This window comes from Duganella zoogloeoides (assembly GCF_034479515.1).
Lineage (GTDB): Bacteria > Pseudomonadota > Gammaproteobacteria > Burkholderiales > Burkholderiaceae_D > Rugamonas > Rugamonas zoogloeoides.
The window spans coordinates 4,922,335-4,943,285 of sequence record NZ_CP140152.1 but is presented as its reverse complement, the minus strand read 5'-3'; the positions used below and the strand labels follow the sequence as shown (position 1 = coordinate 4,943,285).

Sequence of the window (20,951 nt, the reverse complement as noted above, 5' to 3'; positions counted from 1 at the left end):
CGCACGATGTGGCAAGACGCTAAAGCCTTGAATGCTACCGCCAGCGCGCTGTTCGCAGCCGCGTTGCTGGCATGCATCGGCGCCGGCGTGTGGTGGGTGGCGCAGCGTCCGATGTTCGACCTGCGCACGATTCGCATCGAGAGCATGGACCAGGACGGCCTGCGCCACGTGAACCAGCTGACCTTGCGTAACAGCGCGCTGTGGCGCCTGAAGGGCAACTTCTTCACCACCAACCTCGACGCGGTGCGCCAGGTGTTCGAGGCGGTGCCGTGGGTACGCCGCGCAACGGTGCGCCGCGAGTGGCCCGACCAGCTGATCGTCACGCTGGAAGAGCACGAGGCGCTGGGCACGTGGGGCGAGGACGGCCGCCTGCTTTCGACCAAGGGCGATGTATTTACCGCCAACCTGGCCGAGGCGGAAGAGGATCACGAGTTGCCGGAATTCGACGGCCCCGATGGCAGCGAGAAGGAAGTGCTGGCGCGTTACGCCGAACTGCGGACCTGGTTCGCGCCGCTGCAACTGGTGCCGGCAGCGCTGTCGCTGTCCTCGCGCTATGCGTGGACCGTCAGGCTTGACAACGGCACGAGCGTGGCGCTGGGCCGCGAGCAGACCAGTACCACGTTGAAGGAACGCGTGGAGCGTCTGCTGGGCATCTACCCGCAACTGGTGGAGCACCTGCCGGAAATCGAGACCATCGATATGCGTTACCAGAACGGCCTGGCGCTGAGCGCCAGGGGATTGAAGATACCGAAGGACGGCGCCTGGCCGAAAAAGCAGGCGATGAAGAAGACCACGGGCGGTGCGCAAAAGCCATCGCCGGCAACACGATAACCACCACAACATTAAGTAGAACAGAGCAGGCAACATGACAAAAGACGCGAAAAACCTGATCGTCGGTCTCGACATCGGCACCTCCAAGGTGGTGGCCGTGGTGGCGGAGGTGATGGGGGATGGACGCCACGAAGTGATCGGGCTGGGCCAGCACGAATCGAAGGGCCTGAAAAAAGGCGTGGTGGTCAACATCGAAGCGACCGTCGAATCGATCCAGCGCGCACTGGAAGAAGCCGAGCTCATGGCCGACTGCAAGATCCGCAATGTGTACGCAGGTATTGCTGGCAGTCATATCCGCAGCTTCAATTCGAGCGGCATGGTGGCCATCAAGGAAAAGGAAGTGACCGCTACCGACGTAGCGCGCGTCATTGAAACGGCAAAGGCGGTTAACATTCCGACTGATCAGCAATTGCTGCACACCGTGCCGCAGGAGTTCATTGTCGACAGCCAGGAAGATGTGCGCGAGCCGATCGGCATGAGCGGCATCCGTCTCGAAGTCAAAGTCCATATCGTGACCGGCGCCGTGTCTGCGGTGCAAAACATCGTCAAGTGCGTGCGTCGTTGCGGGCTGGAAGTTTCGGACCTGATCTTGCAACCGATGGCCTCGGCCGACGCGGTGCTGACCACCGATGAAAAAGAACTGGGCGTGGTTCTGATCGACATCGGCGGCGGCACCACCGACGTGGCGGTGTTCTCCGACGGCGCGATCCGCCACACGGCGGTGATCCCGATCGCAGGCGACCAGATCACCAACGACATCGCCATGGCGCTGCGTACGCCCACGGCGGAAGCGGAGGAGATCAAGATCCGCTTCGGCGTGGCCAAGCAGGTGCTGGCCGATCCGGGCGAAACGCTGGAGGTGCCGGGGCTGGGCGACCGTGGTCCGCGCACGCTGTCGCGCCAGGCGCTGGCGGCCGTGATCGAGCCGCGCGTGGAAGAGCTGTTCGCGATGGTGCACCAGGTGGTGCGCGAGTCGGGTTACGAAGGCGTGCTGTCGTCGGGCATCGTCCTCACCGGCGGCACGGCCATCATGCCGGGCATGGTGGAGATGGCGGAAGACATCTTCCTGCGCCCGGCGCGCCTGGGTACGCCCGACTACCGGGGCCAGCTGGCCGACGTGGTGCGCAGCCCGCGCTACGCGACGGTGCTGGGCCTGCTGCTGGAAGCGAAAAAGCAGTACCTGCGCGGACACATCGTCACGCGCCAGGATGGTTCGGTGAAGGCGGTATGGCAGCGCATGAAGGAATGGTTCCTCGGGAACTTTTAAGCAGGGCAGTACAGGATATGCAGCACAAAGCAGAACGAACGCAGTATGCAGTTGAACAAAACTGAACGAAAACGTAAGCATCTAAATTATTTAAATTAATCCGCAGTTTTCAATCTCCAGTTCTCCTATTACTATGAGGACTGGCGCTTGGAAACGGCAAACTGATAGGGAGCACATCATGGAGTTCGATATGGTCGATAACGCAGCTTTGGGCACCGTCATCAAGGTGGTCGGTGTCGGCGGAGCAGGTGGCAATGCGGTTCAACACATGATCAACAAGGGCATGTCCGGCGTGGAGTTCATCGCCGCCAATACCGATGCGCAGGCGCTGGCTACCTCGCGCGCGGACAACATCATCCAGATCGGCGAGACCGGCCTGGGCGCCGGCATGAAGCCGGAAGTCGGCCGCAAGCTGGCCGAAGATTCGCGCGCGCGCATCGAAGACGCGCTGCGCGGCGCGCACATGGTCTTCATCGCCGCCGGCATGGGCGGCGGTACCGGCACCGGCGCCGCACCGATCGTGGCCGAAGTGGCCAAGTCGCTGGGCGCGCTGACCGTTGCCGTGGTCTCCAAGCCGTTTTCGCACGAAGGCCAGAAGTGCATGGACATCGCCGACGAAGGCCTGGAGCAGCTGTCGGCCAACGTCGACTCGCTGATCGTGATCCTCAACGAGAAACTTGAAGAGATCTACGAAGACGAATCGCTGATCGAATGGCTGCAGCACGCCGACGATGTCCTGAACAACGCGGTGGCCGGTATCGCCGAGATCATCAACGTGCCGGGCCACATCAACGTCGACTTCAACGACGTCAAGACCATCATGGGCGAGCAGGGCAAGGCCATGATGGGCACCGCGACCGCCTCGGGCGTGGACCGCGCGCGCATCGCCGCCGAACAGGCCGTGGCCTCGCCGCTGCTTGACGGCGTGGACCTGTCGGGCGCTCGTGGCGTGCTGGTCAATGTGACCGCCAGCCGTGGCCTGAAAGGTAAGGAGATCAAGGAAGTCATGGCCGCCGTGCGCGCCTTCGCCGCACCGGATGCGTCGATCGCCCAGGGTATTGCCTACGACGACTCGATGGGCGACGAGATCCGCGTCACCGTGGTTGCCACCGGCCTCGGCAAGACCAAGAAGCACGTGCAACTGGTACCGCAGCAAATGCTGCGCACCGGCACCCACAACAGCCCGATGATGCCATCGGCTGGCATGGGCGGCGCGGCGGTCAACGTGTCGATGGGCGCGACCGGCGTGATGGGTTCCGGCGCGGCCGGCTTCGACGGCATGAAGGCGCCAGCCGTATGGCGCCGCGAGTCGGCCTCGGAACAAGTGCGCGCGATGGAAAAGAATGGCATGGAGACCTATGACATTCCAGCCTTCCTGCGCAAGCAAGCCGACTAATCCGGTTTGCTGAACCGTCGCCTGCACGATCACGGCGGTTCAGGCATACTGGCTGTTGCTAGCCGTGAAAAGCCGCGCGCGTCGCGGCTTTTTTTCGTTCCCAAATTTATATCAAGGAGTCACCATGACCATCAAGATCGGCGATCAACTGCCGGAAGGCACCCTGGCCGAATTCATCGAAACCGAAACCGAAGGCTGCGCACTGGGCCCGAACGTATTCAACGTGCAGGACCTGGTCAAGGGCAAGAAGATCGCCATCTTCGGCCTGCCAGGCGCCTACACGCCGACCTGCTCGGCACAGCACGTACCAGGTTACGTGCAGCACGCGGAAGAATTCAAGGCCAAGGGCGTCGATGAAATCTGGTGCATCTCGGTCAACGACGCATTCGTGATGGGCGCCTGGGGCCGCGACCAGAAAGCCACCGGCATCGTCCGCATGATGGCCGACGGTAACGCCGCCTACAGCAAGGCGCTGGGCCTGGACGCCGACTTCAGCAAGCACGGCATGGGCACCCGCTCGCAGCGCTACTCGCTGCTGGTGGAAGACGGCAAGGTTACCCAGCTGAACATCGAGCAGGGCGGCAAGTTCGAAGTGTCGAACGCGGAGACCTTGCTGGGCCAGCTGTAACCGGCTTCAGTTGGCAGCAATGACAGACGGCGCTTAGGCGCCGTTTTGTGTTTCACGACCAGGCATGATGCAGGCAGTCGAGGAAGACGTCGCTCAGCGCCGGTACCAGGTCGCCGCGCTGTTGCGGCGCTGGTTTGATCGATTCCAGTCGCGCCAGTTCGCTTTCGACAAACGCGTTGATGCTGGGAATGGCGGGCGCCAGACCCAGTTCCGGCGCCGCGCGCTTTTGCACCAACAAGGCATCGATGTCGGCCAGCAGTTGCGGCTGGTCGGCGACCAGGTGCAGCAGTTTTTCAAACTCGATCGGCGCAGCTGTACCGTACTGCTCAAGCCAGCGCACCGCCAGCAACGGGCGCAGCACGTAAAAGTATTTTTTCAGCGGCACCAGTTCGCTTTGCAGGTAGCCGCGATAATTGGTCTTGGCCATACTGCGGTAGTGGTAAATGCCGGTCTCGCCCGAGTACACGTCCGGCAGCAGCGCGCGCGCCGCCGCAGCAAACGGACCGTGTTCGGCATAGATGATCGGCGACTGTATCCATTCGACAAACGCCGGGTTGGAACGCGCGAACAGGCGCAGCGCCTTGCGCAAGTCCCAACCGTTGAGATCGATATCATCGACAATCGGATATTCGATCACGTCGCGCTGCTCCTCCAGCCCGACCGACAGGTACCAGTCCTGCGGATGGACATAAATAAAACGCGCATCGTAGTCGCTATTGGGCGAGGCAAAGCCCCAGGCACGGCTGCCGGATTCGACCGCCAGCAGGATGCGCACGCCATGCTCGGCTTCGGCACGGCGCATGCGGTTCAGTATTTCTTCACGGATGTCAGTTGGAATCATTCCGCAACTATATCGCAGCCGGGCCGCCTTGGTTAGTGCTGCCGAGAGCGTTAATATGCGGCTTGAGGCGACATCAACCTCCGGGCGGGTAGTCGTTAATTTTGCTACCACCAGCCATTTTGCCGCAGCACGATTTTTTTGTAGTAATCGATGTTGGCGCGGATGCCGAAAAGAGCGGCTGCTGCGCCGGTCGCAATCCCATTGCCAGCATCGGGCATCGCCAGAGCGGCCATGAACAACTCCAATAATAAAAAGGCGATGGATAACGCTACCGACAGGGAGATCGCCTTTCTCCACATCCCTTTCGCAATGTAATAAAACGCGCCGAAAAACAGCGCCCACCAGTTCATCAGCTTGAAGCGTTCACTGACTGGCAGGGTTTTCACACCGGGCAGCGACGGGCCGCCTGCTTTGTCGATCAGTGCAAACCTGGCGCGCCACGCTGGCGACAGGTCAGCAGCGGACTGCTGTTCACCGCCGCGCGGGATAGGCGTACCGCATGTCCCGCATGCGGGCTTGACGACATTGATACCGGAACCGCACTGCTGGCACGTATCCATATTTCCTCCAATTCACGTTGGAAGGCCATGATTCCAGCGAAACGAAGGACGGGCATTGACTATTGGCAACTCATCGCAATGACGCCCTGAACAGGGTGGAATCGATGGTGAACGAGCCATCGTCCTGCACCGCGAAACAGTCACGCGTCTCCACAGGCGCGCTGCGCAGCAGGCTGCGGATCGCGGTCGCGCGTTCGGCTGGCGTGCGCATGCGCGCGGTCCATTCGTCGAATTGCATGTGCAGTTTCCAGTCGCTCACGCGCTCGCCTGCGAAGCCGGCGTCATCGAGCATGCGCAGCCACTCCGAGGTACGGTAGTCGCGCACGTGCGAGCCGTCGCGCAGCAATTCCACGGCCTGCAAGGTGGTGTCGTGCAGCGGCGATTCGGGCGCCGTGATGTCGATGACGACCAACACGCCGCCCGGCTTGAGCACGCGGTTGACTTCGCGCAGGGCCGCCGGCACGTCGAGCCAGTGGTGGGCGGAAAAGCGCGTCATCACCATGCAGAACGACGCGTCGGCAAACGGCAGGCTGGCCACGTTGCCTTGCTGCGTGACGATCTGCGCCAAGCCCCGTTCGCGCGCGGCGCCGGCCACCACGGCCAGCATTTCCGGCGACAGGTCGAACGCCGTGACCGACTCGGCCACCGGCGCCACCGCGAAGCTGGCGTGGCCGGCGCCGCAGCCGAGATCGAGCACGACGGGGCGCTTGGCGCTGCCGGTCAAGCCGGCGGCGATGTCGCGCAATGCGGTCAGGTCGGCGCCTTGCGCGTGGACCGCGCTGGTCAGGTAGGCGCTGGCAGTGTTGCCGAACTGCTGGGCGACGAGGGCTGGCTGCTGCATGAGATTTTCTCCAAAAAAGGTGGTGGTCAGGGCAGAATAGGTGGATTCATATCCTGTAACAAGACAAGGATTTATCCTGGTATAAGGAACTACCATGCAACACAATCTCGGCGACTTCATCCGCGCCCACCGCGAGCGCATCACGCCTGACCGCGCAGGTTTGCCGGCGGGCGGCCGCCGCCGCACGCCCGGCCTGCGGCGCGAGGAACTGGCGCAGCTATGCGACGTCAGCCCCACCTGGCTGACCTGGCTCGAGCAGGGCAGGGATGTGGCCGCGTCAAGCAACCTGCTGGCGCGCCTGGCCGACGTGCTGCAACTGAGCGCGGCCGAGCGTGGTTATCTGTTCAGCCTCGCCGATAGAATTGACCCGCAAGCAAGCGCCACGCACGAAGAATCGCAGCCATTGCAGGCGATGGTGGATGCCATCAACGCCCCGGCCTATGTGCTCGATCGCCAGTGGGATGCGCTGGCCTGGAACGCCGACGCGCTGGCGCTGTTCGGTGGCTGGCTCGATGTCGAGACCGATGCGCCGCTGCGTCCGAACCTGCTGCGCTTCATGTTCCGCAGCGCTGCCGCGCGCGGCCTGATCGTCGATTGGGACGACCGCGCCAGCCGCCTGGTGGCCGAGTTCCGCGCCGACATCGGCAAGCACGCGGGCCTGCCCGCCGTCGCCGGCCTGATCGCCGAGCTGTCGCAAGGCAGTGCCGAGTTCCAGGCTCTCTGGACCTTGCAGGACGTGGTCGCCCGCGACGGCGGCCTGCGCCGCTTCCAGCATCCGGCCATGGGAGAGCTGGCGTTGACGCAGGTAACCATGCATCTGGCCAAGCGGCATGATCTGAAGCTGGTGATGTTGCTGCCATCGCGGCAGCCATATTCATACTCACGTAAATAAAGAATTGCACGAAAATAGAAATTTCATGTAATTCTTTGTGTATATTGGCTTCAGGCGACAATCGAATATTCGGGAAACTAACAAAGACTTGTACGAAACAGTTGTTTTTACTATTCTTTTTATTATGCCTAAGATGCCTATCGCCCTACAGCAACTCCCGCCCGCCACACTGTCGGCACTTGAGCGCCTGGGGGCGGACCTGGCAGTCGCAAGACTGCGCCGTAAAGAGTCACTGGCGTCATGGGCGTCCCGGCTGGGCGTGTCTGTGCCGACACTGATGCGGCTGGAGGCCGGCGAGCCTGGCGTTGGCATGGGAATTTATGCCACAGCCCTGTGGTTGATCGGCCGCGACGGTGCACTTGCGGAGCTGGCCTCTCCTGACAAGGATCGTGGCGCACTGGAACTGGACGTCAGAAAAGCGGTAGCGCTCGGCAAAGCCCGCGCCCAGGCGTCGGCACAAACGCGCCAGAAACGCAAGGAAGCCAAGGAGGCTTAGGTGGCAACCCATCAGCTTGTTTCTAACGAGCTTTATCTCTGGTTTATTGAAGAGCCCGACAATCCCCGTCTCGTCGGTACCTTGAGCCTGGTGACCGTGGGCAAGGGCGTCTCGTTGACCTATGCGCCCACATGGTTGGCATCGGGTTTTCCGTTGAGCGAAGACCTGCCATTGGTCGATATCGAACATTTGCCACGCACCAAGGAGGTTGCTGCGGGCGCCGTCGATGATGCCCGCCCGGACCGCTGGGGGGAGCGGGTTATCCGATTCATCAACAAGCCTGCCCGGTTGTCGTTAATGGAGTTCCTGTACTACGCCGGTGACGACCGCTTTGGCGCGTTGGGTGTTTCCACTTCACAAGACGCATACTTGCCCCGCGTCGTCGGGCCGCTACCACGGCTCGAGAGCGCGCAAAAGCTCAGCGAGATTATCGCGAAAATCAGCGGCAAAGAGCCGATCACCGAGCTGGAAGGGCGCATGGCCGCATCAGGCGGCAGCTTCGGCGGCGCCAAGCCAAAGGCGCTAATCGAAATTGGGGGAGAGCAGTGGGTCATTAAATTCTTCAACGACGAACCGGTGGACGTTCCGCTGATCGAGCACGCCACCATGACGCTTTGCGGCAAAGCCGGCATTACCGTGGCAGAGACTAGGCTGGTGCCGCTCGCCGGGGAAAACGCCATAGCGGTGCGACGATTCGACCGCAAGGGCGCACAGCGTGTGCACTGTATCTCGGCAGGCACTGCCCTGCGTGCGCTGGTCACCGCAACCCAGGAACCTGACCTGAGCTACCCGAACCTGGCGCAACTACTGCGCCGATCCGGCAGGACTGCGAGTGGCGAAAACAGGCGCGAAATGGCTGAGTTATTTCGGCGCATGGTGTTCAATATTCTCATCGATAACACCGACGATCATGAAAAGAACCATACGCTTCTGGTTATCCCCGAGCCTGCAGGAAAGGGCGCGTCCGCCAGGGTACGTCGGCTCGCGCTGGCGCCTGCCTACGACGTGCTTCCCACAAATTCCGGACAGGGGCACCAGGAGCTCGGTATCGGCGCAGACGGCCGTGACTCGACGCTCGTGAATGCGATGTCACAGCACGCCTTATTCGGCCTGACCGCGCGCGAGGCCTGCAGCGAGGTGGCGCAGGTTATTCTCGTCGTGGATGGATGGAAAGAGCACTTCAAGGCCTATGGTGTTTCCGATGCCGATATCGAAGAGCTCGCGCAACGCATCGATGGCGAGGCGCTACTGTCCCAGCGGCGAGGCTTCCTAAGCGAGGCCTATGCGGATACGCCAACCAGGGCGCGCCGCTCACCATTGAGGGAGTAGGCAAACCTCGCCCACCAGCACGCCCATTGTCAACTTGCTATAATCATGGCCGACCGCGCATGAGCCAACTCGCGCCGTCCTGGCTCCGGACGTCGCCATGATGACGTTCCCAGTGGCCCGCCTTGGGCCAGCGTAGCAAGGAGCTTCCCCTGACTTCCGCTTTTACTTCCACCATCTCCCGCAAGGAAAACCTGCACAGCATCTACGCCATGCTGACTGCCGTGATGATGTTTTCGTTCATGGATACCACCATGAAACTGTTATCGGCCACGTATCCCGCCACCCAGGTGACCGCCTTGCGCGCCTTGAGTTCGCTGCCGCTGCTGTGTGTTTACATCTGGTATCGCGGCGCGTTTCGCGGCATTTTCAAGGTGCGCTGGGGCATGCACGTTTTCCGCGCGTTGCTCGGCATCGGCATGCTCACCACGTTTGCGTATGGCCTCAAGGCGCTGTCGCTGGCCGAGGCGTATTCGATCTTCTTCATCGCGCCTGCGCTCATCACCATGCTGTCGGTGTTCGTGCTCAAGGAGCGCGTGGTGGCGGGGCAGTGGGTCGCCATCGTGGTTGGGCTGGTTGGCGTGCTGGTGGTGCTGCGCCCTGAAGGCAGCGGTTTTCTGACCTTGGGCGGGCTGGCGATTCTGGCGGCTGCCGCGTGCTACGCGGTCTCGGCCATCACCGCGCGGCTGCTGGCGCGCACCGACAGTACCGAGTCGATGATGTTCTGGCTGCTTACCCTGATGGCGATCGGCGGCGTGGCGCTGGCCTGGCCGGTATGGGTGCCGGTGCGCGCGGCCGACGGCTGGGTGCTGCTGGCGCTGGCGCTGTCGGGCTTTTTCGGCCAGCTGGCGATTACCAAGGCCTTCAGCACGGGCCGCGCATCGATCGTGGCGCCGTTCGAGTACACGGCGCTGGCCTGGGGCGTGGCGATCGACTGGTTGTTGTGGCAGGCGCTGCCGGATGGCTACACCTTGCTGGGAGCGGGTATCATCATTGCCAGCGGCATCTACCTGGTGCGGCGCGAGTCCGCTCACAAGGAGTCGGAACATCCGTAGCCTTGGCCAACCCCGGCCGGACAACTTGGATATAATCAGCCCATGTTAAAACAACGCACCATCAAAGAACTGGTCCGCACCACTGGCGTGGGCCTGCATTCCGGACGCAAGGTCGAGCTGACCCTGCGCCCGGCCGAACCGGATACCGGCATCGTGTTCCGCCGCGTCGATCTCTCGCCCATGGTCGAGTTCCCGTCGAGCGCGATGGCGGTCGGCGACACGCGCATGGCGTCGGTGCTGGTCAAGGACGGCGCCCGCGTCTCCACGGTCGAGCACCTGATGTCGGCCTGCGCCGGCCTCGGCATCGACAACCTGTACATCGAAGTGAGCGCCGAGGAAATTCCGATCATGGACGGCTCGGCCTCCTCGTTCGTGTTTCTCTTGCAACAAGCGGGCGTGCTGGAGCAGCCGGCCGCCAAGAAATTCATCCGCGTCCTGAAACCGGTGGAAATCCGCGAGGGCACCGGCGACCGCGAAAAATGGGCGCGCCTGGTGCCGCACGACGGTTTCAAGCTCGATTTCTTCATCGAGTTCAACCATCCGGCCGTCGATGGCACGCAGCAGCGCGCCGTGGTCGATTTCGGCGACGTCTCGTACGTGCACGACGTGGCGCGCGCGCGTACCTTCGGCTTCATGCAGGACGTGGAAATGTTGCGCGGCATCGGCCTGGCGCGTGGCGGTTCGCTGGAAAACGCCATCGTGATGGACGAATATCGCATCTTGAATTCGGACGGGCTGCGCTACGACGACGAGTTCGTGCGCCACAAGATCCTCGATGCGATCGGCGACTTGTACCTGGTGGGCCATCCGCTGATCGCCGGTTACGAGGCGCACAAGTCGGGCCATGCGCTCAACAACCAGCTGCTGCTGGAATTGCTCAAGCATCCCGATGCCTACGAGATCGTCACCTTCGACAAGGTCGAGGCGGCACCGCAGTCGTATGCGCGCCAGATGGCCAGCGAGTGGGCGCAAACCTGAAACCCGCAAGCCCAACCGGGGTCGGACCCCATACGGGGTCCGACCCCATGGGTCGAGGGGTAAAGAGCGCCGATACGGAGCCCTTCCCATCGCAGAGCCAGCATAGGGCCCCAATGCGTTAAGGTGTGCGACGCCTTGCCACCATCGCCTTCAGGGCGGCAATCAGCGTGGCATTCTGCGGCGACTGCTCGAGGTTGTTGCCGAGGTCGTCGAACGCGGTGACCGCCGCTTCCGACAGCGACAGCGAGCGCATCTGCTCCTTGATTTCGGCCGCTTTGGTCATCTGCACCTTCAGGCGCGTGGCGCTCACTTGCCAGCCGCGCTTGGCCAGGGTTTCCTGCAATTTCGGAATTTGCTGTTTGAGCTTGGCTGCCAACGCCGCGTTCGGTACCGACAAGGTCAGCTGGCCGTCCTCGAAAGCGAGGATGTCGCAGTAGCGGAACATGGCCGGCAGCGCCGCAGCGCAGTCTTTTTGCAGCGCGGCCATGCGTTCGATGGCCGGCAGCAGGGCGGCCATCTTGTCGTCGCGGCGCAGGAAGTCGGTGGCCACCACGGCGGTGCGGCGCTTGATTGTCAGGTTGGAGGAATTGAATCGCATGGCGCGAACATATCACAACGGCGCCCCGCACGTCAGTCGCCGGCCAATCTGTCACCACCGGGTAAAATAGATTGGTTTGGTGACATTGTTCACCTTGTGGCTATTGTTATCCAGACCATCAACCCAATGTACCCCCGGACGCGTGATAAAATCACCGTCTTTTGCCATAGTCGAACTCCGTGCGGTCTAGCGTTTTTCACCTACAGAGCTTTTTTAACGGCGTTTTTTCAAGAATTCAAGCATGTCATTACTGACCAAGATTTTTGGCAGCCGCAACCAGCGGCTGCTCAAGCAATACCAAAAAACGGTACGCGAGATCAATGCCCTCGAGCCGGCCATGGAAAAACTGTCGGATGCCGAGCTGCAAGCCAAGACGCCCGAGTTCAAGGACCGGGTCGCCAAGGGCGAGTCGCTCGATGCCCTGTTGCCCGAAGCGTTCGCGGTTTGCCGCGAGGCCAGCAAGCGCGTGTTCAAGATGCGCCACTTCGACGTGCAAATGCTCGGCGGTATGGTTCTGCACCATGGCAAGATCGCTGAAATGGGCACCGGCGAGGGCAAAACCCTGACCGGCACCCTGCCTGCCTACCTGAACGCACTGTCCGGCAAGGGCGTGCACATCGTCACCGTCAATGATTACCTGGCCCAGCGCGATGCCGAGACCATGGCCAAGCTGTACAGCTGGCTCGGCCTCACCACCGGCATCAACCTGTCGCAGATGGACCACGGCACCAAGCAGCTGGCCTACCGTTCGGACATCACTTACGGCACCAACAACGAATTCGGCTTCGACTACCTGCGCGACAACATGGTGTTCGACGCCAAGGACCGCGTCCAGCGCGAACTGAACTTCGGCATCGTCGATGAAGTCGACTCGATCCTGATCGATGAAGCGCGTACCCCTTTGATCATCTCGGGCCAGGCTGAAAATCATACCGACCTGTACTACAAGATCAACGAAGTGCCGCAGCACCTGACCCTGCAAATCGGCGAAGAAACGTCCGACGGCAAGGGCAAGATCGAAGTGCCGGGCGACTACACCAAGGACGAGAAATCGCACCAGGTGCTGCTCACCGAAGCCGGCCACGAGAAAGCTGAGGCCATCCTCACGCAGATGGGCCTGCTGGCCGAAGGCGCGTCGCTGTACGATTCCGCCAACATCACGCTGGTGCACCACCTGTACGCCGCGCTGCGCGCGCACGCGCTGTACCACAAGGATCAGCAGTACGTGGTGCAGAACGATGAAGTCGTCATCGTCGATGAATTCACCGGCCGCCTGATGACCGGGCGCCGCTGGTCCGACGGCCTGCACCAGGCTGTCGAAGCCAAAGAAGGCGTCAAGATCCAGAACGAGAACCAGACCCTGGCCTCGATCACGTTCCAGAACTACTTCCGCATGTACGCCAAGCTGTCCGGCATGACCGGTACCGCCGATACCGAAGCGTACGAATTCCAGGAAATCTACGGCCTCGAGACCGTGGTAGTGCCGCCGAACCGTCCATCGGCCCGCAAGGACCGCCAGGACCAGGTGTACAAGTCGGCGCAGGAAAAGTACAACGCCATGATGCTGGAAATCCGCGAGTGCTACGACCGCAACCAGCCAGTGCTGGTCGGTACCACCTCGATCGAGAATTCTGAACTGCTGTCGAGCATCCTGACCAAGGCCGGCCTGCCGCACAACGTCCTGAACGCCAAGCAGCACGCCCGCGAAGCGGAGATCATCGCCCAGGCCGGTAGCCCGAAAGCCATCACCATCGCCACCAACATGGCCGGTCGCGGTACCGACATCGTGTTGGGCGGTAACGTGGAAAAGCAGATCCAGTTCATCGAAGCCAATCCCGACCTGTCCGACGCCGACAAGGCCAGGCAGGCCAAGGCACTGCGCGACGGCTGGCAGGCGCTGCACGAAGAAGTGGTGGCCGCCGGCGGCCTGCACATCATCGGCACCGAACGCCACGAATCGCGTCGCGTGGACAATCAATTGCGCGGCCGTGCCGCACGCCAGGGCGATCCGGGCATGTCGCGCTTCTTCCTGTCGCTTGACGATCCGCTGCTGCGCATTTTCGCGGGCGACCGCATGCGCGCCGTGATGGACCGCCTGAAAATGCCAGAAGGCGAACCGATCGAAGCGGGCATCGTCTCGCGCTCGATCGAATCGGCCCAGCGCAAGGTGGAAGCGCGCAACTTCGATATCCGCAAGCAATTGCTGGAATACGACGACGTCGCCAACGACCAGCGCAAGGTGATCTACCAGCAGCGTAACGAGTTGCTCGAAGCCACCGACACCAAGGAACTGATCGACTCGCTGCGCCACGGCGCCTTCACCGACCTGGTACGCGAATACGTGCCGGCCGAATCAGTCGAAGAGCAGTGGAATATCGCCGGCCTGGAAGCGTCGCTGGCGTCCGAATGGCAAATCGACCTGCCGCTCGCGCACATGCTCGAGACCGAAAAAGACATCAACGACGACGACATTCTGGAACGCGTGCTGGCTGCCGCCGATGCCCAGTACGAAGCGAAGATCGCCATTGTCGGCCGCGAATCGTTTGCCGGTTTCGAGCGCAACGTCATGCTGCAAAGCGTGGACAGCCACTGGCGCGAGCACCTGGCCGCACTCGACCACCTGCGCCAGGGTATCCACCTGCGCGGCTACGCGCAAAAGAATCCGAAGCAGGAATACAAGCGCGAAGCGTTCGAGCTGTTCGGCCAGATGCTGGACATGATCAAGAACGAAGTGGTCAAGCTGATCATGACCGTGCGCATCCAGTCGCGCGACGAGATCGAACTGGCCGAAGCCGAGATGCAGAAGTCGCACGTGGAAAACGTCAGCTACCAGCACGCCGACTTCGACCCGAACGCGGCGCCGGAAGACCTGCTGGCGCCCGCGCCGGCAACTGCCAACAACTACGCCGGTCTGCCACCGGAACTGCAAAACCTCACGGGCGAGCAGCTGATGGAAATGGGCCTGAAAGTCGGCCGCAACGACCCTTGCCCATGCGGCAGCGGCAAGAAGTACAAGGCTTGCCACGGCAAGCTGGCGTAAGCGGCTTTAATTGGAAAAAGCCGCCGTTGTCGCTCGCGCGATGATGGCGGCTTTTTTACGTTCATCGCTGTCGGTGTCAAATTGTCGCATGGCGTCAATTTGACACCGAAATCTGGTCTTGTGCTATATTTGGGTTACAGCGACTGTTAAGGTCAACTTATAAAAGGTATTCCATGAGCGCACTACTTGAGAAAGAGCGGATTACCGCAAGAATTTCATCTGCGGTAGCGGATGTATTGAACTCTGCAGCCGAGTTGACCGGTACTACCTTGAATGGTTTTGTGGTGCAGGCAGCGCTGGAAAAAGCGCAGAAGATTGTGGATCGAGAAAAACGCATCACCATTTCTCGGGATGATGCCGCCATGTTGCTCAACCTGCTTGATAACCCGCCGCAACCCAATGAGGCGATGCAGCGGGGCTTCAAGCGATTCATGGAAGAGAAATATGGCGGTCGTAAAGATTGAGGCGCTCGGTAAAGCGCATGATGTAGCCAATTTTGACTGCGGCAGTACAGATCTCAATCATTGGTTGAGGACCACGGCGCGCCAGCATCAAAAAAATAATACCTCTAAAACGTTTGTGCTGATCGAGGAAGAGAGCCCGGCAGTGGTTCAAGGCTTCGTGACCATGGCCATCCGGGATGTCACACCCAAGGATGATTTGCCAGTTGCGATGGCAAAAAAGTTACCGATGAACGTGGCGGGATATACGCTGGCGAGGCTGGCGGTATCAACCAACGCGCGACATCGCGGCTACGGCGAGCGCCTGTTGTTTGAAGCGATGGAGCGGGTGTGCCAGGCCGCGCGGCTGGTTGGCGGCTTTGCCATGTTCGTCGACGCCAAAGACGGCGCTGTCGACTTCTACAAGAAATACGGCTTCCTGCAGCTTCCCAACGATCCGGACATCCTGGTACTGCCGATCGCGTCGATGCCTGAATTTCCGAACGGGTAACTCTTACTGCCTGGAACATGGCGGCCACCGGGACCCACAGTGACCGCCACTACTTCATCTTACGGCAACGTCAAAATCACCTTCACCGTATCATCGACGGCCGACTTCTCGATATAGCCGATCGCTTTCGGATCGGCTGCCACGGCTTTCTTTACCTCGGCGGCGCTGGCGTATTCCTTCGGCGCGGTCGCCTTGCCGGTAAACACCAGCTTCGACCACAAGGCTTTGACTTGCGCCGTATCCTTGTCCGCCACCTTCTTGTAGAACTCGGCGCGTACGGCCGAGCTTTCCGGCAGGTCCACCGGCGTGAACAGGTTCGACTTACCGAGGAAGAACTGCGAAGCCTGTTCCGAGAACATGCGCGATGCAGGATTTTTCTGGCTGACGATCACGACCACTTCGGCCGAGGCCGGCAGTGCCACGGCGCCCAGCGCCGCCACCAGTATTGCAGCAATAATATTGTTGTTCATAGGTGCTCCCGGATCAGAATACGAAGTCGAGGCCGACTGCGACCACGTTGATGTCTTTGGTGGTGCCGGCGGCCGGTGCGTGGATCAGGTAGCCCGACTTGGCTTTCGGTGTCACGTGGTCCAGTTGCACCTTGAGTGCCATCGACTTGGCGAAGTCCCAGCGCACGCCCACCAGGCTGGTGCTTTGTTCCTGCGCGCCCATCAGGCCGGTAACGGCGCCGCGCAACGCGGCTGGCGCGGCGGCAAACGCAGCCGGCACGGTGACTGAACTGCCGTGACCTTCCACCTTCGAGTGCGCAACGTAAGGCACGAACTTGCCGATGCGGTAGCCGGCCATCGCGTACCAGGCGTTGGTGTCGGCCAGGTACACCGGTTCCTTGGCGCGGCGCTGGGCGTATTCGGCTTGCAGCAGGATGTTGTTCCAGTCCATGGTCATGCCGACCGAGGTGAACGCGATCTTCTTGCCGTCTTTGAAATTCAGGTCGGAAGCCAGCTTGCCGAAGCCCACGGCCGTCAGCGTGTTGCTCAAGGTGTTGAGCGAGCCGATGTCGTTGATTTCCATCTCGGCGCGGGCGTGCGCGGCGCGCACGATGAACGGGCCGTATTCGCCGCTGATGCTGATGCCGGCGTCCGGCGCGCGGTAGGTGGCCACCGAGCCGCTGCCCGACGACACGTAGATCTTGCCGCGCGAAACGCCGACAAAGGCCTGGGCGGTGAAGTTGAGGTCGCCAAAGTTGGTCTGGTAGTTGATGTCGGCGCCGTCCGAGTTTTCAATCGGGTTCTGCGCGTACAGCTCGACCGGCGGGCGCATCATGGTGTTGGCGTAGCCGACGTTCTGGTAGTCCGAGATCAGGAAGGTCGGCACGACCACGCGGCCCACGCGTACGCTGACTTCGTCGTTGATTTTCGCTTTCAGGAAGCCCCAGGTCACTTCGGTGCCAAAGTTGCCTTCCGGGCCCTTGCGGCTCAGTACTTGCACCGTGCCCGACAGCCAGTCGTTCATCTTGTAGGTCGCTTGCAGGCCGAGGTTGGTGTCGAGGCTGATGCGCGGGCTGTCGCCCACGCCCTTGGCCTGGTTGTAACGGGCGAACTCGGCGGTATCGGAATTGCCTTTGGCAACGCCGACGGTGCCGAAGCCGCTGATGCTGAGGTTGCCGTCGTCGAGGGCGCCGGCGTGGGCGTGCATCGTGGCCATGGCGGCCAGGACCGCTGCTACTAATAGTTGCTTTTTCATGAGGTACTCGTCCTTGCTGAGGGGTTGTCTTGTACTACGTTGTCTGGGGCGATGCGGGGATGGGGCATTCGTTGCTCAACTTAAACTAAATTGCCATGTGGCATGAAAATAAGTGCAAAAAAGTGGACGATCGTTCTATATTCCGTCGTTTTTATGCAAAAGACCTGCAAAATCAGTAAGTTGTACGACATCGTGTCAGTAATCGTGCAGGCATGTTTAACATTTATGCCACGACTGAAAGTCGTCGCTCACGCACCGCGCCGTTTTGTCGGTCAGGCATTACAATATCGGCTTCCCTGCCACCTACGAGATCACTGAATATGGCCGTCAATTCCCCTCTGCCCGTCGCCGCCGACCTGAAACCCGTTGCCGGTATCGAGATCGGCTTCGCCCAAGCCGGCATCAAAAAGCCCAGCCGCAAGGACGTGCTGGTGATGAGGCTGGCGCCTACCGCCACCGTTGCCGGCGTGTTCACGCTCAACCGTTTCTGCGCCGCGCCGGTGCAGATCGCCAAGGCCCACCTGGCGGCGGCCAAGGAGACCGGCAAGCCGGTCGTCGCGCTGCTGGTCAACACTGGCAACGCCAACGCCGGTACCGGCGAACTGGGCCTGTCACTGGCCAACGAAACCTGCGCCGCGCTGGCGGCCCAGCTCGGTTGCGAAGCGACGCAGATCCTGCCGTTCTCCACCGGCGTGATCCTCGAACCGTTGCCGGCGGCCAAGGTGATCGCCGGCCTGCCGCAAGCGGTGGCCGGCCTGCAAGCCGATAACTGGTTCAACGCGGCCGAAGCCATCATGACCACCGACACCCAGCCCAAGGCCGGTTCGCGCACGGTCACCATCGGCGGCCACACGGTCACCATGAGCGGCATCTCCAAGGGCGCCGGCATGATCAAGCCGAACATGGCCACCATGCTCGGCTACCTGGCGTTCGACGCCAAGGTGGCGCAGCCGGTGCTCGACGTGCTGGTCAAGCAGGTTGCCGACCAGACCTTCAATTGCATCACCATCGACGGCGATACCTCGACCAACGATTCCTTCATGCTGATCGCCACCGGCGCCGGCAGCCTGGTCATCGATTCGGTCGAGTCGCCTGAATACCGCGAGCTGGCTGCCGCCGTCACCGAGCTGTCGCTGTTCCTGGCGCAAGCCATCGTGCGCGACGGCGAGGGCGCCACCAAGTTCATCACCATTACCGTGGAAGACGCGTCCAGCGTGGCCGAAGCGCGCAAGATCGCCTATTCGATCGGCCACTCGCCGCTGGTGAAAACCGCGTTCTTCGCGTCCGACCCGAACCTGGGCCGCATCCTGGCCGCGATCGGCTATGCCGGCGTCGATGATCTCGACGTCAGCAAGCTCAACCTGTACCTCGACGACGTGTGGGTGGCCAAGAACGGCGGCCGCAATCCCGATTACCAGGAAGCCGATGGCCAGCGCGTGATGCAGCAGAGCGAAATCCTGGTGCGCGTGAAACTGGCGCGCGGCGACCAGGCCGCTACCGTGTACACCTGCGACCTGTCGCACGACTACGTGAGTATCAACGCCGACTACCGTTCGTGATGACCACGCTCGAACAATTCCTGGCCCGTGCCGAGGCCGTGCTGGCGCGGGTAGAGGCGGTGCTGCCACCGGCGCCGCCAGTACCGGACTGGACGCGTGGCTATGCGTTCCGCTGGCGCCAGCGCAGCGGTGGCATGGGTGGTGCCAGCTACCTGCAGGCGGTCGCGCACGTGTCCGATATCGCGCTGGACGACTTGCAGCACATCGGCCCGCAAAAGCAGCAGATCGAGCAGAACACGCGCCAGTTCGTGGCCGGCCGCCCGGCCAACAACGTGCTGCTGACCGGCGCCCGTGGCACCGGCAAGTCGTCGCTGATCAAGGCGTGCCTGAACCAGTTCGCCAAGGATGGCCTGCGCCTGATCGAGGTGGACAAGGCCGACCTGGCCGAGTTGCCCGATATCGTCGATCTCGTGGCCGGCCGGCCCGAGCGCTTCATCATCTTTTGCGACGACCTGTCGTTCGAAGAAGGCGAGAGCGGCTACAAGGCGCTCAAGGTGGCGCTCGATGGCAGCATCTCGGCGCAGTCCGACAACGTGCTGATCTACGCCACGTCGAACCGCCGCCACCTGCTGCCCGAGCGCATGTCCGACAACATGAGCTATAAACACGGCGACGATGGCGACCTGCATCCGGGCGAGACGGTCGAGGAAAAAATCTCGCTGTCCGAACGGTTCGGGCTGTGGCTGACGTTCTATCCGTTCAAGCAGGACGATTACCTGCAGATCGTCAACCACTGGCTGGCCTCGCTCGGTTGCACCGAGACGCAGATCACTGATGCCCGTGGCGACGCGCTGCGCTGGGCGTTGCAACGCGGTTCGCGTTCGGGCCGGGTGGCGTGGCAGTTCGCCAAGGATTACGCGGGGCGGCTGGCATGAGCGGCGCAGCAATCAAGCCTATCGACGTGGCCGTGGGCATCCTGATGCAGCCGAACGGCGATGTGCTGCTGGGCCAGCGCCCGGCCGGCAAACCGTACGACGGCTACTGGGAATTCCCGGGCGGTAAAGTCGATCCCGGCGAAACCATCCTCGAAGCCTTGAAACGCGAGTTTGTCGAGGAGCTGGGTTTGACCATCAACAGCGCCGAGGAATGGTGCGGCGTCGAGCACGTGTATCCGCACGCGCACGTGCGCCTGCATTTCTTCATCAGCCGCGACTGGCATGGCGAGCCGCAAAGCCTGGAGGGGCAGGCGTTCGCGTGGCAGGGCGCGGTGGGCGTGGAGCCGCTGCTGCCGGCCACCATTCCGCTGATCGAGTGGCTCGACCAGCTGCGCTTTGGTGGTAACCTCGGCCGCTAAAATATTTTTGCATCGCACTGCATCCAAACCCAGTGCCGGCGGGTAGTACAGGTATCGGCGCACAACCATGCGCCGCCACCTCACAACGACTTCCGGAGCCCGCCATGAAAACCTTCGCCATTACGTCCGCCATTGCCGCAGCTGTCATGCTTTCGGCCTGCGCCAACTCACCGAGCATGCCCAGCTTCAATCAACAAGCGCTGCCCGCCACGGTGCAGGTACCGGCCGGCCACAAGGTCGCCATGGAAACCGTGGGCGCCGGCGACATCACCTACGAATGCAAACTGAAGAAAGACAGCGCCGACCAGTTCGAATGGACCTTCATCGGCCCCGATGCGCAGCTGACCGACCGCGGCGGCATGAGCGTCGGTAAGTACTTCGGTCCGCCGGCCACCTGGCAGAGCAACGACGGCTCGAAAGTCACCGCCACCCAGCTCGCGGTCGCACCGGCCGGCGCCGGCAATATCCCGTCGCAGCTGGTCAAGGCCAACCCGGCCATGGGCAATGGCGCCATGATGGGTGTGACGTACATCCAGCGCGTGGCCACCAAGGGTGGCGTGGCGCCGGCCGGCATGTGCGGCGCGGGCAACGCGGGCGCCAAGGAGAAGGTGCAGTACCAGGCCGACTACATCTTCTGGAAAGCCGCCTGAGAGCAATGAACCGGAGCGGGCTGGCGCGCAGCCCTCGGCTATAA

At 61.9% G+C, this 20,951-nt stretch carries 22 protein-coding genes; 16 read left to right on the top strand and 6 right to left on the bottom strand.

Annotated features, from left to right (window positions below; all coding sequences use genetic code 11):
• The first annotated feature begins 6 nt into the window (after positions 1–6).
• From SR858_RS21795 to SR858_RS21780, 4 genes are all read left to right on the top strand, one after another.
• Positions 7–831: a cell division protein FtsQ/DivIB gene (locus SR858_RS21795; protein ID WP_019921435.1), complete on the top strand. Its 825-nt coding sequence runs from the start codon at positions 7–9 to the stop codon at positions 829–831.
• Positions 832–865: 34 nt separating this feature from the next.
• The gene (gene ftsA, locus SR858_RS21790; RefSeq protein WP_019921436.1) at positions 866–2,098 is read left to right on the top strand and encodes a cell division protein FtsA; all 1,233 of its coding nucleotides are present in this window, start codon (positions 866–868) and stop codon (positions 2,096–2,098) included.
• 178 nt (positions 2,099–2,276) lie between these two features.
• Positions 2,277–3,494: a cell division protein FtsZ gene (gene ftsZ / locus SR858_RS21785; RefSeq protein ID WP_019921437.1), complete on the top strand. Its 1,218-nt coding sequence runs from the start codon at positions 2,277–2,279 to the stop codon at positions 3,492–3,494.
• Positions 3,495–3,618: 124 nt separating this feature from the next.
• A complete protein-coding gene (locus SR858_RS21780; protein ID WP_019921438.1) occupies positions 3,619–4,122 on the top strand; it encodes a peroxiredoxin in 504 nt (167 codons plus the stop codon).
• A 52-nt stretch (positions 4,123–4,174) separates the two neighbouring features.
• On the opposite strand, the gene SR858_RS21775 is transcribed toward SR858_RS21780, so the two are convergent.
• From SR858_RS21775 to SR858_RS21765, 3 genes are all read right to left on the bottom strand, one after another.
• A complete protein-coding gene (locus SR858_RS21775) occupies positions 4,175–4,963 on the bottom strand; it encodes a nucleotidyltransferase domain-containing protein (protein ID WP_040377739.1) in 789 nt (262 codons plus the stop codon).
• A gap of 104 nt (positions 4,964–5,067) precedes the next feature.
• Complete coding sequence (locus SR858_RS21770; RefSeq protein ID WP_019921440.1) at positions 5,068–5,523, bottom strand: DUF2628 domain-containing protein; 456 nt, start codon at positions 5,521–5,523, stop codon at positions 5,068–5,070.
• Positions 5,524–5,593: 70 nt separating this feature from the next.
• Complete coding sequence (locus SR858_RS21765; RefSeq protein ID WP_019921441.1) at positions 5,594–6,364, bottom strand: class I SAM-dependent methyltransferase; 771 nt, start codon at positions 6,362–6,364, stop codon at positions 5,594–5,596.
• A 94-nt stretch (positions 6,365–6,458) separates the two neighbouring features.
• On the opposite strand from SR858_RS21765, the gene SR858_RS21760 reads away from it, so the two are divergent.
• The 5 genes from SR858_RS21760 (at position 6,459) to lpxC (ending at position 11,111) form a co-directional block, all read left to right on the top strand.
• Positions 6,459–7,256 carry a helix-turn-helix transcriptional regulator gene (locus SR858_RS21760; RefSeq protein WP_019921442.1) on the top strand — a complete coding sequence of 266 codons (798 nt, stop codon included), beginning with the start codon at positions 6,459–6,461 and terminating at the stop codon, positions 7,254–7,256.
• Positions 7,257–7,293: 37 nt separating this feature from the next.
• Positions 7,294–7,752, top strand: a complete 459-nt coding sequence (locus SR858_RS21755) for an XRE family transcriptional regulator (RefSeq protein ID WP_322533947.1) — start codon at positions 7,294–7,296, stop codon at positions 7,750–7,752.
• Positions 7,753–9,081, top strand: coding sequence for a type II toxin-antitoxin system HipA family toxin (locus SR858_RS21750; RefSeq protein ID WP_019921444.1), 1,329 nt, complete (start codon positions 7,753–7,755; stop codon positions 9,079–9,081).
• A 209-nt stretch (positions 9,082–9,290) separates the two neighbouring features.
• A complete protein-coding gene (locus tag SR858_RS21745) occupies positions 9,291–10,133 on the top strand; it encodes a DMT family transporter (RefSeq protein WP_019921445.1) in 843 nt (280 codons plus the stop codon).
• Between the two features lie 42 nt (positions 10,134–10,175).
• Positions 10,176–11,111: a UDP-3-O-acyl-N-acetylglucosamine deacetylase gene (gene lpxC, locus SR858_RS21740; RefSeq protein WP_019921446.1), complete on the top strand. Its 936-nt coding sequence runs from the start codon at positions 10,176–10,178 to the stop codon at positions 11,109–11,111.
• A gap of 118 nt (positions 11,112–11,229) precedes the next feature.
• Here the strand turns inward: lpxC and SR858_RS21735 are convergent, their stop codons facing one another.
• Positions 11,230–11,709 carry a DciA family protein gene (locus SR858_RS21735; protein ID WP_019921447.1) on the bottom strand — a complete coding sequence of 160 codons (480 nt, stop codon included), beginning with the start codon at positions 11,707–11,709 and terminating at the stop codon, positions 11,230–11,232.
• 241 nt (positions 11,710–11,950) lie between these two features.
• On the opposite strand from SR858_RS21735, the gene secA reads away from it, so the two are divergent.
• From secA to SR858_RS21720, 3 genes are all read left to right on the top strand, one after another.
• Positions 11,951–14,749 carry a preprotein translocase subunit SecA gene (gene secA, locus SR858_RS21730; protein WP_019921448.1) on the top strand — a complete coding sequence of 933 codons (2,799 nt, stop codon included), beginning with the start codon at positions 11,951–11,953 and terminating at the stop codon, positions 14,747–14,749.
• Between the two features lie 173 nt (positions 14,750–14,922).
• Positions 14,923–15,213: a type II toxin-antitoxin system TacA family antitoxin gene (locus SR858_RS21725; protein ID WP_026637217.1), complete on the top strand. Its 291-nt coding sequence runs from the start codon at positions 14,923–14,925 to the stop codon at positions 15,211–15,213.
• Positions 15,194–15,700, top strand: a complete 507-nt coding sequence (locus tag SR858_RS21720) for a GNAT family N-acetyltransferase (RefSeq protein ID WP_322533943.1) — start codon at positions 15,194–15,196, stop codon at positions 15,698–15,700. Before SR858_RS21725 ends, SR858_RS21720 begins: the two co-directional genes overlap by 20 nt.
• A 59-nt stretch (positions 15,701–15,759) precedes the next feature.
• On the opposite strand, the gene SR858_RS21715 is transcribed toward SR858_RS21720, so the two are convergent.
• Positions 15,760–16,170 carry a hypothetical protein gene (locus tag SR858_RS21715; RefSeq protein WP_019921451.1) on the bottom strand — a complete coding sequence of 137 codons (411 nt, stop codon included), beginning with the start codon at positions 16,168–16,170 and terminating at the stop codon, positions 15,760–15,762.
• 13 nt (positions 16,171–16,183) lie between these two features.
• Positions 16,184–17,404 (bottom strand): porin, encoded by a 1,221-nt coding sequence (locus tag SR858_RS21710; protein WP_026637219.1) that lies wholly within the window; start codon positions 17,402–17,404, stop codon positions 16,184–16,186.
• Positions 17,405–17,724: 320 nt separating this feature from the next.
• Here SR858_RS21710 and argJ point away from each other — a divergent pair, with 320 nt between their 5' ends.
• From argJ to SR858_RS21690, 4 genes are all read left to right on the top strand, one after another.
• Positions 17,725–18,963 carry a bifunctional glutamate N-acetyltransferase/amino-acid acetyltransferase ArgJ gene (argJ, locus tag SR858_RS21705; protein WP_019921453.1) on the top strand — a complete coding sequence of 413 codons (1,239 nt, stop codon included), beginning with the start codon at positions 17,725–17,727 and terminating at the stop codon, positions 18,961–18,963.
• Positions 18,963–19,838 (top strand): ATP-binding protein, encoded by an 876-nt coding sequence (locus tag SR858_RS21700; protein WP_019921454.1) that lies wholly within the window; start codon positions 18,963–18,965, stop codon positions 19,836–19,838. The genes argJ and SR858_RS21700 overlap by 1 nt, the downstream gene beginning before the upstream one ends.
• The gene (locus tag SR858_RS21695; RefSeq protein WP_019921455.1) at positions 19,835–20,257 is read left to right on the top strand and encodes an NUDIX domain-containing protein; all 423 of its coding nucleotides are present in this window, start codon (positions 19,835–19,837) and stop codon (positions 20,255–20,257) included. Before SR858_RS21700 ends, SR858_RS21695 begins: the two co-directional genes overlap by 4 nt.
• 104 nt (positions 20,258–20,361) lie before the next feature.
• On the top strand, positions 20,362–20,907 hold the full coding sequence (locus SR858_RS21690) for a DUF3455 domain-containing protein (RefSeq protein WP_019921456.1): 546 nt from the start codon (positions 20,362–20,364) through the stop codon (positions 20,905–20,907).
• Positions 20,908–20,951 lie beyond the last annotated feature (44 nt).